The organism is Janthinobacterium sp. J1-1 (assembly GCF_030944405.1).
Taxonomy (GTDB): Bacteria; Pseudomonadota; Gammaproteobacteria; order Burkholderiales; family Burkholderiaceae_D; genus Janthinobacterium.
Genome location: NZ_CP132339.1, coordinates 1351085 through 1366848, shown reverse-complemented (window position 1 = coordinate 1366848; position 15764 = coordinate 1351085). Strand labels below are relative to the sequence as shown.

Genomic DNA, 15764 nt, shown 5'->3' with positions numbered 1-15764 from the left:
AAAAAAAACGGCCACCTGCGGTGACCGTTCCGATAATTCAAATACTGACGCTGGCTTACACCACGGCGCCGTCGGTTTCGTCTTTTTCCTTGACCGGCTTGATCAGGTCTTCGCGCTTGACGCCCAGCCACATGGCGATCGCCGCCGCCACGAACACCGACGAGTAAATACCGAAGCAGATACCGATGGTCAGCGCGATGGCGAAGTAATGCAGGGTCTGGCCGCCGAAGAACAGCATCGACAGCACCATCATCTGGGTACAGCCGTGGGTGATGATGGTACGCGAAATGGTGCTGGTGATCGCATTGTCGATCACTTCATGCACGGATGCCTTGCGCTGCTTGCGAAAGTTTTCGCGGATACGGTCAAAGATCACCACCGATTCGTTGACGGAGTAGCCGAGCACGGCCAGGATCGCCGCCAGCACCGTCAGCGAGAATTCCCACTGGAAGTAGGCGAAGAAGCCCAAAATGATCACCACGTCGTGCAGGTTGGCGAAAATCGCCGAGACCGCGTATTTCCATTCGAAACGGATGGCCAGGTAGATCATCACGCCGATGATCACCATCACCAGGGCGTTCAGGCCGTTCTGCGCCAGTTCCTCGCCCACTTGCGGGCCGACGAATTCCACCTTTTGCATCACCAGCGCTTCATTGCCGGCCGCATCCACGCAAGCGCTCTTCAACACGTGCTCGCCTTTTTCGGTGACGGTATCGATCGCCTTGGTGCTGCCCTGCTCGACCTTGCACAGCGTTTCAAACACGCGAAGCGAGGTATTCGCGGCGGACACGCCTTTTTCCACCGGCAGGCGGATCATGACGTCGCGCGCCGTGTCGAAGCTGGTCACGCCAGGCTCTTCATAGCCCATCTTGATCAGCGTGCCGCGGATGCCTTCCAGGTTGGCCGCTTTCGGGTACTTGACCTCCATCACCGTGCCGCCCTTGAACTCGACCGACAGGTGCAAGCCCTTGTGGAACAGGAAGAAGACGGCGGCGACAAATGTCAGTGCCGAAACCACGTTGAAAATCAACGCGTGGCGCATGAAGGGAATATCTTTTTTGATCCGGAAAAATTCCATGAAATCCTCTGAGTTCTATTCTGTGCGTCCGGCGGCTGGGCCACCGGACGCTTTCGCTATGACGCTATTGCAAGTCCGGGCCGCTTATTTGCTGATGCCAGGGACCCAGACCGTGCCGATCGACAGCGAGGTCAGCTTTTTCTTGCGGCCATACCAGAGATTGACCACGCCGCGCGAGACGAACACGGCCGAGAACATCGAGGTCAGGATGCCCAGGCAGTGCACGATGGCAAAGCCGCGCACCGGACCGCTGCCGAAGGCCATCAGGGCCACGCCGACGATCAGGGTGGTGACGTTCGAGTCCAGGATGGTGGCCCAGGCGCGGTCGAAACCGGCGGAGATCGCCGCCTGCGGCGTGCTGCCGGCGCGCAGTTCTTCCCGGATACGTTCATTGATCAGCACGTTGGCGTCAATCGCCATGCCCAGCGCCAGCGCAATCGCGGCAATACCAGGCAAGGTCAGGGTAATCTGGATCATCGACAGCAGGGCGATCAGCAGCAACAGGTTGCAGGCCAGGGCCAGCACGCTGAAAGCGCCGAACATCATGTAGTAGATGATCATGAAGATGGCGATCGCCAGGAAACCGTACATGGTCGAATGGAAACCCTTGGCGATATTTTCCGCACCCAGTTGCGGGCCGATGGTGCGTTCTTCGATGACGGTCATCGGTGCCGACAGGGCGCCCGAACGCAGCAGCAGCGACAGTTCGTTGGCGTTTTCGGCGCCGCCCATGCCGGTGATCTGGAAGCGCGAACCGAGTTCCTGCTGGATGGTGGCGACCGACAATACTTCCGGCTTGCCTTTTTCAAACAGCACGATGGCCATGCGCTTGCCCACGCGCTCGCGGGTCGCTTCGCGCATCTTGCGGCCGCCATCGCCGTTCAGGTCGATCGATACGGCTGCCTGCTGGTTCTGGTCGAAGCTGGCGGTGGCGCTGGAGATATAGTCGCCCGTCAGGATCACGTCTTTCGACAGCACGACAGGTACGCCCTTGCCGACGGTGAACAGTTCGGAATTGAACGGGATCGCGCTCGACAGCTCGGTGCCGGGCACGATGGTCTCGTCGACCAGGCGCACTTCGAGGGTGGCGGTACGGCCGATAATGGCTTTCGCGCGGGCCACGTCCTGCACGCCCGGCATTTGCACCACGATGCGGTCAGGGCCTTGCTGCTGGATCAGCGGCTCGGAAACGCCCAGCTCGTTGACGCGCTTGGACAGGGTCGAGATATTCTGTTTCACGCCTTCATCGACGGTGGCTTTCAGCGCGGCCGGTTTCAGGGTCACGATCAGTTTCAGGTCGCTGCCGCTGCCGGTATCGGCAAACGCCAGGTCGCTCATCTGGTCGGACAGGGTATTTTTGGCCTTCAGGCGGGTGTCGGCGTCGCGGAAATTGATTTCAATGCTGTCGCCCACGCGGTCGATGCCGGCATGGCGGATATTCTTGTCACGCAAGATGCTGCGCGAGGCGGACTGGATGCCCTGCACTTTCTTGGTCAGCACGGCTTTCGCGTCGACCTGCATCAGGAAATGCACGCCACCGCGCAAATCGAGGCCCAGGTACATCGGCAGCGCATGCAGCTTTTGCATCCAGTGCGGGGTATTGGCCTGCAGGTTGACCGTCACCACATAGGTCGGGTCGGCCGGATCGGTATTCAGGTCCTTTTCCAGCACCAGCTTGGCCTTGAACTGGGTATCGGGATCGGCGAAACGCACGCGCACGGAGGCGAGGTTGCCGACGCCGTCATAGGTGATGGCCTCCGACTTGACGTTTTCTTTCGTCAATACCTGCTCGACTTGCGTCATCAGCTCGCTGCTCACCTTGACGGTGGACTTGCCGCTGGTTACTTGCAACGCCGGCGATTCACCGAAATAATTGGGTACCGTATACAGTATGCCCAGCAATAAGGCGACGGCGATGAGAATGTATTTCCAGACAGGGTAGCGATTCATATTGATTCAGCGTTCAGTGTTGAGCGTCGGAGGCGTCGCAGGCAGCACATCGGGCGGCGGGTAGCCGCCCATGTCACATAACTACAGCGGTAATTACAGCGCCTTCAGGGTGCCTTTAGGCAGCAAGGTGGTGATGGAGCTCTTCTGTACCGTGATCTCGGTCGCGGTGGCCACTTCGATGGTGACGTAGGCGTCCACGACCTTGACGACACGGCCCAGCATGCCGCCGGCGGTAACGACTTCGTCACCCTTGGCCAGCGCGTCCATCATCGCCCGTTGTTCTTTGGCGCGTTTTTGCTGTGGGCGGATCATCAGGAAATACATGACCACGAACATCAATACCAGCGGCAAGAAGCTGGTCAGGTTGCCGCCGAGGCCCAGGGCATCGGTAGGGGCTTGCGCGTAAGCGTTGGAAATGAAAAACACGGTGACTCCAGTTCTAATCAGTTTGGAAAAATAGCGCTGTATTCTAGCATCGGCTGTCGTCCACCTTGCCTGAATGGCGGCATGGCAGCTTCAAATGGGGCTAAAAAGGCATTATGCAATGCTTTCCCGCCCCCACCAAGCGGCAAGACAGAAAACATACGGCCACGCCGATGTTGTCCTTGCTCTAAGGATTTCTTAAGTTCCGCGTGCCCGTTCCGCATGGAACTGCAAGGTAAATGCATGGAAACGGTCTTCATCGAGCGCCTCGCGCATCTGGCGCATCAGATCCAGGTAGTAATGCAGGTTGTGGATGGTGTTCAGGCGCGCGCCGAGGATTTCCTTCGAGCGGTGCAGATGGTGCAGGTAAGCGCGCGAAAAATTGCGGCAGGCGTAGCAGCCGCAGGTTTCGTCCAGCGGCGCCTGGTCTTCCTTGTACTTGGCGTTCTTGATCTTGATGTCGCCAAACCGCGTGAACAGCCAGCCATTCCTTGCATTACGCGTCGGCATCACGCAATCGAACATGTCGATGCCGTTCGAGACACCGGCCACCAGGTCTTCCGGCGTGCCGACACCCATCAGGTAATGGGGCTTGTTGGCCGGCAGGCGCGGGCCGACGTGGGCCAGCATGCGCATCATGTCTTCCTTCGGCTCGCCGACCGACAGGCCGCCGATGGCGATGCCGGGGAAATCGATCTCTTCCAGCTTGGCCAGCGACTCGTCGCGCAGCATCTCGAACATGCCGCCCTGGACGATGCCGAACAGCGCGTTCGGATTTTCGCCGCGGTGGAATTCATCTTTCGAGCGCTGGGCCCAGCGCAGCGACATGCGCATCGACTTGGCCGCTTCTTCCAAGGTGGCCGGACGGCCCTGGATTTCATACGGCGTGCATTCGTCGAACTGCATCACGATGTCGGAATTCAATACGCGCTGTACCTGCATCGACACTTCCGGCGACAGGAACAGTTTATCGCCGTTGATGGGCGAATTGAAATGCACGCCCTCTTCCGTGATCTTGCGCATGGCGCCCAGGGAAAACACCTGGAAACCGCCCGAGTCCGTCAAGATCGGCTTGTTCCAGCCCATGAAGCCGTGCAGGCCGCCAAATTTTTCCATGACGGTATTGCCCGGACGCAGCCACAAGTGAAACGTGTTGCCGAGGATAATCTGTGCATCGATTTCGTTCAGTTCCAGCGGCGACATGGCTTTGACGGAACCGTAAGTGCCCACTGGCATGAAGATCGGCGTCTGCACGACGCCATGGTTCAGTTTCAAGGTGCCGCGGCGGGCCTTGGTCAAGCCGCTTGTATCGGTCTTGAGGAGGGTAAATTCCAGCATGTCAGTCTTTCACGGAAGGGGTGATGTTCAGGGGCGCGCGCGATTGCGTGGTCAGCAGCATCGCGTCGCCATAGCTGAAGAAACGATAGTGTTGGGCGATCGCATGCGCATAGGCATGGCGGATCGGCTCATAGCCGGCAAAGGCCGACACCAGCATCAGCAGGGTCGATTTCGGCAAATGGAAATTGGTGATCAGGCGCGTGACGGTCTTGAATGCATAGCCGGGCGTGATGAACAGGGCCGTGTCGGCGCTGCCCGCTTGCAACTGGCCGCTTTGCGAGGCCGACTCCAGCGCACGCAGGCTGGTGGTGCCAACGGCGACCACGTCGCGGCCAGCCTGCTGCGTGGCGCGCACGGCGTCCACGGTGTCCTGCGGCATGGTGTACCACTCGGTATGCATCTTGTGTTCAGATAACACTTCGGTGCGCACCGGCTGGAAGGTGCCGGCGCCCACATGCAGCGTCACATAGGCGAAATTGACGCCCTTGGCTTTCAGCTGGTCGAGCAGGGCCTGGTCGAAATGCAGGCCGGCCGTCGGCGCGGCGACGGCGCCCGGCACCTTGTTGAACACGGTCTGGTAGCGCGTTTCGTCGAACTCGTCGGCGTCGTGCTCGATATACGGCGGCAGCGGCAGGCGGCCATGCGCCTCGATCAGCTCGAACACGTCGGCTTCGAAGTGCAAGGTGAAGAATTCGCCGGCGCGCTGGCCGACCGTCACGTCAAAGGCGTCGGCCAGACGGATGCGGCAGCCCGGTGGCGGCGACTTCGAGGCGCGCACCTGGGCCAGCACGGTGCGCTCATCGAGCACGCGCTCGACCAGGGCCTCGATCTTGCCGCCGCTTTCCTTGACGCCGAAGAAACGCGCTTTCAGCACGCGCGTGTCGTTCATCACCAGCAGGTCGCCGGCTTGCAGCAGATTGAGGATATCGGCAAAGCTGCGGTCCACCACGGCGTCGCCGTCCAGGTGCAACAGGCGCGAGGCGCTGCGCTCGGCCAAAGGAGTTTGCGCAATATTTTCTTGCGGCAAATTGAAATCGAAATCGGAAAGCGAATACATGCGTTTTGCTTGAAAAATACGTCAACAATGATTAGGAGTGCGCAATGCGGCGTGTGGCACTATACTGTGCGCCTATACAGGCATTACAATAATCCGCCGCAAGATTCTCTGCGCGGTACGCACAGGGTGTGCCGGACAACCCTCTATTTTACGCTAGCGGCAACAAAATCTCTTATATGCCTGATTTCAAGTCCGCAACGCCAGATCTGCCGCCCGCAGCCAAGCCAGCACCGAAGCCAAAAGCCGTCAAAAAAGTGGTCAGCACGGAAACGAAACTGGCCCGGCTGGGCTTGCGTACCGATATGGATCTGGTGCTGCACCTGCCGATGCGCTACGAAGATGAAACCAAGGTGTATACGATACGCGACGCCTGCCTGCGCGGCGGCGAGTCGTGGCAGGTGGAAGGCGTGGTCACCAAGTGCGAAGTCAGTTTCAAGCCGCGCAAGCAGTTGCTGGTCACCATCGCCGATGAAACGGGTGATTTGCTGCTGCGCTTCATGAACTTTTACGGCAGCCAGGTGAAACAGCTGGCCGAAGGCACGCGGGTGCGCGCGCGCGCCGAACTCAAGCACGGCTTCTTCGGCGCCGAGATGGTCCACCCCGTGTATAAAGTGGTGAACGAGGGCGCGCCGCTGCCGACCGCCCTGACGCCCGTGTATCCGTCCGGCGAAGGCCTGTCGCAGCATGTGCTGCGGCGCGAGATTGCCGAAGCGATGAAACGCATCGACTGGACCGATACCTTGCCGGAATCCCTGCTGCGCCAGATGCAGCTGTCGCCGTTCCAGGCGGCGGTGCGCCTGCTGCACTACCCGCCGCAGCAGATCGACGAGAGCGCGCTGATGGACCGCTCGCACCCGGCCTGGGTGCGCATGAAGTTCGATGAACTGCTGGCCCAGCAGCTGTCGCTGAAACGCGCCCAGCGCGCGCGCCGCTCGAAGGGCGCCGCCGCCCTGCCCTTTATCGGCAGCCTGTCGCATGCCTTCCAGGCTGCGCTGCCGTTCAGTCTGACGGGCGCGCAGGCGCGCGTGCTCGATGAAATCCGCGCCGACCTGCGCCAGCCGTATCCGATGCAGCGTTTGCTGCAGGGCGACGTCGGCAGCGGCAAGACGGTGGTGGCGGCCTTGTCCGCCACGCAGGCGATCGACAGCGGCTACCAGGCGGCCTTGATGGCGCCGACCGAGATCCTGGCCGAACAGCACTTCCGCAAGATCGCCGCCTGGATGGAGCCGCTGGGCGTGAAGGTGGCCTGGCTGACCGGCAGCCTGAAAAAGAAGGAAAAGACGGCGGCGCTGGCGCTGATCGAATCGGGCGAGGCGCAGCTGGTGATCGGCACGCACGCGCTGATCCAGGACAACGTCCAGTTCTCGAAACTGGGCCTGGTGATCGTCGACGAGCAGCACCGCTTCGGCGTGGGCCAGCGACTGACCCTGCGCAACAAGGGCGATAGCGCGGCCGTGCCGCACCAGCTGATGATGTCGGCCACGCCGATTCCGCGCACGCTGGCCATGACCTATTACGCCGACCTGGAAGTGTCGGTGATCGACGAGCTGCCGCCCGGGCGCAGCCCGATCGTCACGCGCGCCATCGACCAGAACCGGCGCGACGAGGTGATCGCGCGCGTGTATGCGGCCGCGCTGGAAGGCCGGCAGGTGTACTGGGTTTGCCCGCTGATCGAGGAGTCGGAAGCGCTGCAGCTGCAAACGGCCACCGACACCTACATGATGCTGGCCGAAGCGCTGCCCGCGCTGCAGGTGGGCCTGGTGCACGGCCGCCTGAAGCCGGCCGAAAAACAGGAGGTGATGGACGCCTTTATCGCCGGCCAGCTGCAGGTGCTGGTGGCCACCACCGTGATCGAGGTGGGCGTCGACGTGCCCAACGCCTCGCTGATGGTGATCGAGCACGCCGAGCGTTTTGGTTTGTCGCAACTGCACCAGCTGCGCGGGCGCGTCGGGCGCGGCTCGGCGGCCAGCGTCTGCCTGCTGCTGTACCAGGGCCCGCTGGGCGGCGTGGCGCGCCAGCGTTTGATGACCATGCGCGAAACCACCGACGGCTTTGAAATCGCCCGCCGCGACCTGGAAATCCGCGGCCCCGGCGAATTTCTCGGCGCGCGCCAGTCCGGCCAGGCCATGCTGCGCTTCGCCGACCTGGAAACCGATCAATGGCTGGTCGACCAGGCGCGCGACGTGGCGCACGACCTGCTGCACGCCACTTCGCCCGCCAGCGCCGCCACGGTGGAAGCCCACCTGGCGCGCTGGCTGGGCAACAAGGAAGAGTTTTTGAAAGTCTAGGCAGCAGCGGACAAGGGTGCGAAAATCGCCTGCAGATCGTCGTGCGTGACGGCCAGCGTTTGCGACTGGCCGTCGGCCAGCACCGCATCGGCCAGCTCGGCCTTGCGGCGCTGCATGTCCTGGATTTTTTCTTCCAGCGTCCCTCTGGCGATCAGCTTGTAGACGAACACCGGCTTGTCCTGGCCGATGCGCCAGGCGCGGTCGCTGGCCTGGTTTTCGGCCGCCGGATTCCACCAGGGGTCGTAATGGATGACGGTATCGGCGGCCGTCAGGTTCAGCCCCACGCCGCCCGCTTTCAGGCTGATCAGGAAGACCGGCACGGCGCCCTGCTGGAATGCGTCGACCTGCGCGCCGCGGTCACGCGTGTCGCCGGTCAGCAAAGCATAGGCGATGCCGCGCTCGCGTAACGGCGCTTCGATCAGCGCCAGCATGCTGGTAAATTGCGAAAACACCAGCACCTTGCGCCCTTCGGCCAGCAACGCTTCGAGCATCTCCATCAATTCGGCCAGCTTGGCCGACGGCGCCGCGCCTTTCTTGCCCGCGCCGGCCACCAGGCGCGGATCGCAGCATACCTGACGCAGCTTGAGCAAGGCTTCCAGGATCACGATCTGGCTGCGCGCCAGGCCCTTGGCGGCGATCGCCGCGCGCACCTTCGCATCCATCGCCAGGCGCACCGTTTCGTACAGGTCGCGCTGGGCGCCGGCCAGTTCGACTTCGCGCACCATCTCTGTCTTGGGCGGCAATTCGGCCGCCACCTTGTCCTTGGTACGGCGTAGCAGGAAAGGCTTGATGCGGCGGATCAAAAAGGCGTTGCGCGCACTGTCGCCCAGCTTTTCTATTGGTTTGCGAAATTCACCATTGAAGCTTTTTTCGTCGCCCAGCAACCCCGGCATCAGGAAGTGAAACTGCGACCACAGTTCGCCCAGGTGATTCTGCAGCGGCGTGCCGGTCAGGCACAGGCGGTGCGAGGCCTGCAGCAGGCCGGCCGTTTGCGCCGCCTTGGAGCGGCTGTTCTTGATGTATTGCGATTCGTCGAGGATCAGCAAGTGGAAGCGCTGGCCGCGCAGCGTTTCCTCGTCGCGCGGCAGTAGCGCATAAGTGGTCAGCACCAGATCGTATTGCCCCATCGTCTCGAAGTGCTGGACGCGCTGTGCGCCGTGCAGCAGCAGCACCCGCAAGCCGGGCGCAAAGCGCCTGGCTTCGGCCTGCCAGTTGCCCATCAAGCTGGTCGGCGCCACCACCAGCGCCGGCGCGATCAATCGTCCCGCTTCCTTTTCCAGCAGGATGTGGCACAAGGTCTGGATGGTTTTGCCCAGCCCCATGTCGTCGGCCAGGATGCCGGCGAAGTCGTACTCGCGCAGGAACTGCATCCACGCCACGCCTTCGGCCTGGTAAGGACGCAGCGCCGCCTGCAGGCCGGCCGGCGCGGCAACCGGGGCGATGCCGTCGAAGGCGCGCAGCCTGGCGCCCAGCTGGCGCAGCCGTTCACCGCCGGTCCAGCGCAGTTGCGCGCCCGCTTCCAGTTCGGCCAGGCGCGCCGCGTCCAGCACCGGCAGGCGCATGCCGGCGCCGATGTGGTCCTTGAAATACAGCTCGCCCAAGGCATGCAGAATCGGCTTGACGCGGCTCCACGGCAGCGCCACCCTGGCGCCGCCAGGCAGGCTGGCCATCAGGTGTTCGGCATCGTCGTGCAAGGCCAGCGCCTGCGGATTGAAGCTGTCGGGCACCGCCCGTATCAGTTGCAGCAGCACCGGCAGCAAGGGCACGCGCTGGCCGCCCACCACGATGCCCAGCTCCAGCTCGAACCAGGCATTGCCGCCCTCGCCCTCTTCGGCCACGTCGGCATACCATTCATCGATCGCCGCCAGGTCGTAGCGGTAGCCGGGGCCGTATTCGATCAGCCAGCCCTGCTGGCGCAAGGCCGGCACGCCATGCGCCGCGAAATCGATCCAGGCGGCCTGGCCGGGCAGTTGCAGCACGCCGGCCATCGCGTGCAGCGGCGACGCGGCGGCGGCGGCAAATCCGCTGTTGCGCAGAGTGGCCATGGCGGCCCGCTCCGCCCTGGCATCGCGCTTGATGGTCTCCTTGCCGCTGGAAGCATGACGCTGCAGCTTTTGCGCCGTGTCGGTGGATGCGCGCACGCCGTCATAATCAAACGCCAGCAGCGCGAAGTCGTGCGGCGGCGCGCCGGCGGTATCGCTGTCGACACTGCCGAGCAGCAGGAAAGGGCGTGCCGCGATGTCACGCCGGACGATATTGCGCAACGGCGGCGGCGGCGGCGCGATGAGCTGCTCCAGCCCTTGCGCGGCCAGCTCGCGCACCAGCAGCGCACGCTGCTTTTCGGCCACGCGCGGCGCCTTGGCCACCAGCGCCTGGAGCTCAAGCGGCGCCATGCCGGCCAGGCTGTCGGGCAAGGTCAACGGGCCGATTTCCGCGCCGTGCACGAACAGCGCCGGCTGTGTCGCCAGCACATGTTCCAGCGGCGCGCCATCGTCCGTCTGCCAGCGCAGCGTCACGCTGTCGTCTTCCTGCCCGATCCAGGCCAGGCGCGCCTGGCGCGTATCGGCCGCCAGCAGCGGTGTCAACCTGCCGTTTTTCAAGTCGTCGTGCGTGGCCGCGCGGAACAGACGCTGTTCTTGAGGCAAACGCTGCAGCAATTCGGCACCGATGGCGCCACTGATTTCAGCTGATGCACTGTGCTGGTCATTGCCGCAAAGCAGGAAAAACAGATGGGCCGCATAACTGTCCGCCGGCGTGACATACGCCGGCGGATAGTCGCGTATATCGGACAAATTGTTCACTACCGCCGCCGAGGCGATCATGCCGCCCGCACCCAGCCGGGCACGGCACAAGCACAGATGCAGCTGGCCGCCCGGCTTGGGCATCAGCACATACACCAGCCGGTACATGGGCTGTGCGGTGGCGCCAACGCGCCTGGCGGCAGGCTGGGGCGCGAGGGCCTGCGCCATCTTGCGCAGCCATGCGCCCAGCTGCGGCGACATGCCGTCTTTGCCGGCAGGGGTGGACGGCGCCGGCGCCAGTTCCAGGTAACGCAACAAAACGGCCACCACATGCTTGCAATTGTGATCCATGGGACAGCTGCAATCGCCATCGACGCGCACGCCGCGCGCGGCGGGCTTGAGCCGTATCGTTTGGCGGTAGCTTTGCCCGCCGCTACCGCTGACCCTGCCCTTGATTACCCCATCGCCGGCCGTGACAGACAGCACCATGCCGCGCTGCGCATAGCCGCGCCCACGGCCCAGGGTGCCGCTATCGAAACAGCCGGCGATATCGTCGGCGCCAAACGCCATGATGCCGTGGTCAAGGGATTTCTTTGTCATGCATGTATTCTACAAACACATCCAGAAGCGGTTCGCCAGGTCGAGCATGAAGTCTGGCCGCAGATACGCCATGAACACAAAGGCCAGCACCACCGCGCCCGCCACGCGCCACAGCCAGAGGTGCCGGCGATTCATCACGCCGCCACCGCACGCCGTGCAGCGCGTTCGTCGATCGGCAGGTTGATCAGGGCGGCCAGCAGGCCCAGGCCGATGGTGATGATCCACACAGCGCTGTAGTTGCCCATGCGCTCGTACAGGAAACCGCCGAGCCAGGCGCCGAGGAAGCTGCCCACCTGATGCGAGAAGAAGACCATGCCGGCCAGCATCGACAGATGCTTGACGCCGAAGATGCCGGCGATGATGCCGTTCGTCAGCGGCACGGTCGACAGCCACAGCACGCCCATGCCGGCCGCAAACAGGTACACCGTCCACGCCGACAATGGCGCCAGCAGGAACAGGCCGATGACGGCCGCGCGCGATACATAGATCGCCGACAACAGATGGCGCTTGGCGAATTTTCCGCCCAGCTTGCCCGCATAGTAGGAGCCGAAAATATTGAACAGGCCGATCAGCGCCAGCGCCGTCACCGCAATATTCGGGTTCATCAGGCCCTGGTCCTTCAGGTAAGCCGGCAAGTGCACGCCGATGAAGACCAGCTGGAAGCCACAGACGAAATAACCGGCCAGCAGCAGCCAGAACGAACGGTTGCCGATCGCCTCGCCAAAGGCCGCGCCGACGCTTTGCTGCGCGCCGCCGCTGTGCGTGACGGGCGGCTCGCGCAGGTAGAACGCCATCGGTATCATGGCCGCCACCACCAGCGCGGCCAGCACATAAAACGCGTTCTGCCAGCCGACGGCGGAAATGAGCTGCTGCTCGATCGGCATCATCAGGAACTGGCCGAAGGAGCCGGCCGCCGACGAGATGCCGAAGGCCCACGAGCGCTGTTCCGGCGGCGCGCTGCGCCCGATGATGCCGCTGATGGCGCCAAACGCGGTGCACGCCAGCGCCAGGCCGATGAACACGCCCGAGCCGACGATGAACAGGGTCGGGTCGGTCACCAGCGCCATCCATACCAGGCCGGCCATATAGCTGATGGCGCCGACGATCACCACGCGCATGGTGCCGAAGCGGTCGGCCGCCATGCCGGCGAACGGCCCGAACACGCCCCACATCAGGTTTTGCAGGGCCATTGCCAGGGAATAGGTTTCGCGGGTCCAGCCATTGGCTTGCGAGATCGGTTGCATCCAGAAGCCCAGGCCGTGGCGCACACCCATCGCCAGAGTCAGCACGACGCCGCTGGCGATCAATATCGTTTTCAGGCTGGGGCGCGATGCGGTGTTCATGCGGCCGCCGTGGCGTGGTCGGCGTCGTAGACCAGCCCGACCTGCGCGCGCATGGTGTCGAGCACGTCCATCAGCGCCAGCGTTTCCGCATGCGGCATCAAGGGGCTTTCCGGCAGGCCGGCGCGGATGCAGCGCATCGCTTCCATCGCCTCGTGCGTGTAGCCGTTGCCGATAAACGGGGCATCGACCACGCGGCGCTCGCCGTCCATCGGCTCGATGATCAGGTGATTCGGTTTGTAGAAGCGGCCCGGCAGGCGGATGCGGCCCAGGGTGCCGGTGATCGTCAGTTCGGTCGGGCTCAAGACGCGCATGCTGCAGGCGCAGGAGGAACTGCCGCCGCCTTCATGCAGCAGGCTGAACACGGCCTGCTCGTCGACGCCGGTCGGCCCCATTTCGGCCAGGGTCCGCACCTGCGTCACGGGGCCCAGAAAAAAGGCCGCCATCGACAGCGGATAGATGCCGATATCGAGCAGCGCGCCGCCGCCCAGCGCGGGATTCAGCAAGCGGTGCTCGGGCGGGAAATTGGCGACAAAGCCGATATCGGCCTGCAGTTGCTGTACCTGGCCGATCGCGCCGCTGGCGATCAGGCGCCGCGCTTCCTGCACCGCCGGCAGGAAGCGGCTCCACATGGCTTCCATCAGAAACAGTTTTTTCTCGCGCGCCAGTTCGATCACGCCTTGGGCTTCGCGCACGTTCATGGTGAACGGCTTTTCGCACACCACATGCTTGCCGGCGGCCAGGCACATCAGCGCATTTTCCGCATGCAGGGTGTGCGGCGTGGCGATATAGATCACGTCGACGCCGGCGTCATCGGCCAGCGCCTGGTAGGAAGCATGGCGGCGCGGCGCATCGCATAGCGCGCCAAAACGCTCGGCGCTCTCCGGCGTGCGCGAGGCCACCGCCACCAGTTGCGCGCCGGGTACGTCGCGCAAGGCCGCCGCCATCGCCTGGGCGATCTTGCCGGTACCGAGTATGCCCCACCGTATCACCTGCTCCATGCCTGTCCTTTCGCGCTGCTGCGCGTTGATTATCATGCGGCTTTGCGCTTCGGGCGAAAAACCGTCGTGTCTCCGTAAAACTGCGCGTCCTGCTCTGCCCACCAGCCGGGAATGCCGAGCACCGGCAAGGGCGTGAAATCGGCCGTGCTCAAGCCTTGCTGCGCCAGGTCCTGCGCCACCCTTGCATCGAGCCAGGCGCGCCGCGCCATATCGTCCAGCGCAAAGTAGACGTCGCCGGCAAACACGATGCGGGTATGCGCCGTGATGGCCTTGTAGGGCGCCACCAGTTTTTCCATCAGCGCATGGCCGAACAGCCAGACGTCGGCGTCGCCTTTGGCAGCAAACTGGCCGCGCTGTTCGACAAACACGCGCTGCCAGTCATGCGCGCGCAAGGCCGCCTCCAGTGCGTGGCCGGCCTGGCTGTCGCGCAGCACCAGCAGCGCCGAATTTTCATCGAAAATCGTCGCGCCATCGCGCGCCGGGCCGCGCGATTTACCCACGCCCGACAGGGCGATCTGCGCCGCCTGCAAGGCATTCAATTGCCGCTTGATCAGCGGAAAGGTCAGCCACACCAGCGCGTTGAAAAAGTCGTGCAGGTTGTCGCGCGTGGGCACGCCGCCGGTGGCGCCGATGAATTCCTCATACGCCACGCCCTCGGGCAGGTCGGCTTGCGGCACGAAACCCAGCGGCAGGCCGGACGGATTGCGCAAGTCCAGCGCGCGCGCCTGCAGATTCAACGCCTCGATCACCGTGTGGCGCTGCAAATCCAGCCGCCCCCGCGCCGGCAGCACCGTGGCATACCAGGGGCGGGTCCAGTCTATCGATGGCAGCATCGGTGCTTACACCATCTTCCAGTTGATCTGCTCGCCGGCATTGAGCGGAATCACGTGGCTGTCGCCCAGCGGCAGCGAAGCAGGCAAGGTCCAGCTTTCGCGTTTCAGGGTGATGGTGTCGGTATTGCGCGGCACACCGTAAAAGGCCGGGCCGTGGAAGCTGGCGAACGCTTCCAGTTTGTCGAGCGCGCCGGCCCGTTCGAACGCTTCGGCATACAGTTCCATCGCGTGCAGGGCCGTGTAGCAGCCCGCACAGCCACAGGCCATTTCCTTGGCGCCCTGCGCATGCGGCGCCGAGTCGGTGCCGAGGAAGAAACGCTCGTCGCCGCTGGCGGCCGCCGTCATCAATGCCAGGCGGTGTTCCTCGCGTTTCAGGATCGGCAGGCAGTAGTAATGGGGACGGATGCCGCCCTTGAAAAGCTCGTTGCGGTTGTACAGCAAATGGTGGGCGGTGATGGTGGCGGCGATCGGACCTTCGGCCTCGGCCACGTACTGCGCCGCATCCTTGGTGGTGATGTGCTCGAACACCACCGACAGGGCCGGAAAGCTGCTGCGCAGCGGGCGCATCACGCGTTCGATAAAGACGGCTTCGCGGTCGAAGATATCGATCTCGGGATCGGTCACTTCGCCGTGCACGAGGAAGGGCATGCCCACTTCCTGCATCACTTCGAGCACCTTGTAGCAGTTTTTCAGGTCGCTCACGCCCAAATCGGAATTGGTGGTGGCGCCGGCCGGATACAGTTTCACGGCCTGAACGATGCCGCTGTCCTGCGCGCGGCGGATTTCGTCAGGCGAGGTGTTGTTGGTCAGGTACAGCACCATCAGCGGATCGAACTGCACGCCTTCCGGCACGGCGGCCAGGATGCGCTCGCGGTAGGCGGTGGCGTCGGCGGTGGTGGTGACGGGCGGTTTCAGGTTCGGCATCACGATGGCGCGGCCGAACTGGCGTGCGCTGTGCGGCAAGACGCTGGCCATGACGGCGCCATCGCGCAGGTGCAAGTGCCAATCGTCAGGACGCGTGATGGTCAGCGACGAGGGAACGGTGGTCGGGGTGTGATCGGGTGTGGACATGGCGGCAGCTCTCGGGCGGTGATTGCGGATGGCGCCATTTTACC

The 15764-nt window shown here is 63.5% G+C and carries 12 protein-coding genes; 1 reads left to right on the top strand and 11 read right to left on the bottom strand.

Annotation, left to right across the window (positions count from 1 at the left end):
• Positions 1-55: 55 nt before the first annotated feature.
• From secF to queA, 5 genes are all read right to left on the bottom strand, one after another.
• Positions 56-1078 carry a protein translocase subunit SecF gene (gene secF, locus Q8L25_RS06165; protein WP_308924029.1) on the bottom strand — a complete coding sequence of 341 codons (1023 nt, stop codon included), beginning with the start codon at positions 1076-1078 and terminating at the stop codon, positions 56-58.
• 84 nt (positions 1079-1162) lie between these two features.
• Complete coding sequence (gene secD, locus Q8L25_RS06160; protein WP_308924028.1) at positions 1163-3028, bottom strand: protein translocase subunit SecD; 1866 nt, start codon at positions 3026-3028, stop codon at positions 1163-1165.
• 93 nt (positions 3029-3121) lie between these two features.
• Positions 3122-3454, bottom strand: coding sequence for a preprotein translocase subunit YajC (gene yajC / locus Q8L25_RS06155; protein ID WP_308924027.1), 333 nt, complete (start codon positions 3452-3454; stop codon positions 3122-3124).
• A gap of 195 nt (positions 3455-3649) precedes the next feature.
• Entirely contained in the window at positions 3650-4789 is a 1140-nt protein-coding gene (gene tgt, locus Q8L25_RS06150) for a tRNA guanosine(34) transglycosylase Tgt (protein ID WP_065307109.1), read from the bottom strand.
• A gap of 1 nt (position 4790) precedes the next feature.
• Positions 4791-5846 (bottom strand): tRNA preQ1(34) S-adenosylmethionine ribosyltransferase-isomerase QueA, encoded by a 1056-nt coding sequence (queA, locus tag Q8L25_RS06145; protein WP_308924026.1) that lies wholly within the window; start codon positions 5844-5846, stop codon positions 4791-4793.
• A 176-nt stretch (positions 5847-6022) separates the two neighbouring features.
• Here queA and recG point away from each other — a divergent pair, with 176 nt between their 5' ends.
• The gene (gene recG / locus Q8L25_RS06140; RefSeq protein WP_308924025.1) at positions 6023-8134 is read left to right on the top strand and encodes an ATP-dependent DNA helicase RecG; all 2112 of its coding nucleotides are present in this window, start codon (positions 6023-6025) and stop codon (positions 8132-8134) included.
• On the opposite strand, the gene Q8L25_RS06135 is transcribed toward recG, so the two are convergent.
• From Q8L25_RS06135 to pyrC, 6 genes are read right to left on the bottom strand one after another with little or no spacing between them, the layout of a single operon-like run.
• Positions 8131-11475, bottom strand: a complete 3345-nt coding sequence (locus Q8L25_RS06135; RefSeq protein ID WP_308924024.1) for a DEAD/DEAH box helicase — start codon at positions 11473-11475, stop codon at positions 8131-8133. The two genes, recG and Q8L25_RS06135, sit on opposite strands and share 4 nt — an antisense overlap.
• 9 nt (positions 11476-11484) lie before the next feature.
• Complete coding sequence (locus Q8L25_RS06130) at positions 11485-11610, bottom strand: hypothetical protein (RefSeq protein WP_308924023.1); 126 nt, start codon at positions 11608-11610, stop codon at positions 11485-11487.
• Entirely contained in the window at positions 11610-12818 is a 1209-nt protein-coding gene (locus Q8L25_RS06125) for an MFS transporter (RefSeq protein WP_308924022.1), read from the bottom strand. Before Q8L25_RS06125 ends, Q8L25_RS06130 begins: the two co-directional genes overlap by 1 nt.
• Complete coding sequence (locus tag Q8L25_RS06120) at positions 12815-13816, bottom strand: Gfo/Idh/MocA family oxidoreductase (protein ID WP_308925663.1); 1002 nt, start codon at positions 13814-13816, stop codon at positions 12815-12817. The genes Q8L25_RS06125 and Q8L25_RS06120 overlap by 4 nt, the downstream gene beginning before the upstream one ends.
• 32 nt (positions 13817-13848) lie before the next feature.
• The gene (locus Q8L25_RS06115) at positions 13849-14649 is read right to left on the bottom strand and encodes a DUF3025 domain-containing protein (protein WP_308924021.1); all 801 of its coding nucleotides are present in this window, start codon (positions 14647-14649) and stop codon (positions 13849-13851) included.
• 6 nt (positions 14650-14655) lie between these two features.
• Complete coding sequence (gene pyrC / locus Q8L25_RS06110; RefSeq protein WP_308924020.1) at positions 14656-15720, bottom strand: dihydroorotase; 1065 nt, start codon at positions 15718-15720, stop codon at positions 14656-14658.
• Positions 15721-15764 lie beyond the last annotated feature (44 nt).

Coding starts and splice junctions, on each gene's coding strand:
- Q8L25_RS06130 (WP_308924023.1), bottom strand. CDS start 11,610: ATGAATCGCCGGCACCTCTGGCTGTGGCGCGTGGCGGGCGCGGTGGTG.
- pyrC (WP_308924020.1), bottom strand. CDS start 15,720: ATGTCCACACCCGATCACACCCCGACCACCGTTCCCTCGTCGCTGACC.
- Q8L25_RS06120 (WP_308925663.1), bottom strand. CDS start 13,816: ATGGAGCAGGTGATACGGTGGGGCATACTCGGTACCGGCAAGATCGCC.
- secD (WP_308924028.1), bottom strand. CDS start 3,028: ATGAATCGCTACCCTGTCTGGAAATACATTCTCATCGCCGTCGCCTTA.
- recG (WP_308924025.1), top strand. CDS start 6,023: ATGCCTGATTTCAAGTCCGCAACGCCAGATCTGCCGCCCGCAGCCAAG.
- queA (WP_308924026.1), bottom strand. CDS start 5,846: ATGTATTCGCTTTCCGATTTCGATTTCAATTTGCCGCAAGAAAATATT.
- Q8L25_RS06115 (WP_308924021.1), bottom strand. CDS start 14,649: ATGCTGCCATCGATAGACTGGACCCGCCCCTGGTATGCCACGGTGCTG.
- Q8L25_RS06125 (WP_308924022.1), bottom strand. CDS start 12,818: ATGAACACCGCATCGCGCCCCAGCCTGAAAACGATATTGATCGCCAGC.
- secF (WP_308924029.1), bottom strand. CDS start 1,078: ATGGAATTTTTCCGGATCAAAAAAGATATTCCCTTCATGCGCCACGCG.
- Q8L25_RS06135 (WP_308924024.1), bottom strand. CDS start 11,475: ATGACAAAGAAATCCCTTGACCACGGCATCATGGCGTTTGGCGCCGAC.
- tgt (WP_065307109.1), bottom strand. CDS start 4,789: ATGCTGGAATTTACCCTCCTCAAGACCGATACAAGCGGCTTGACCAAG.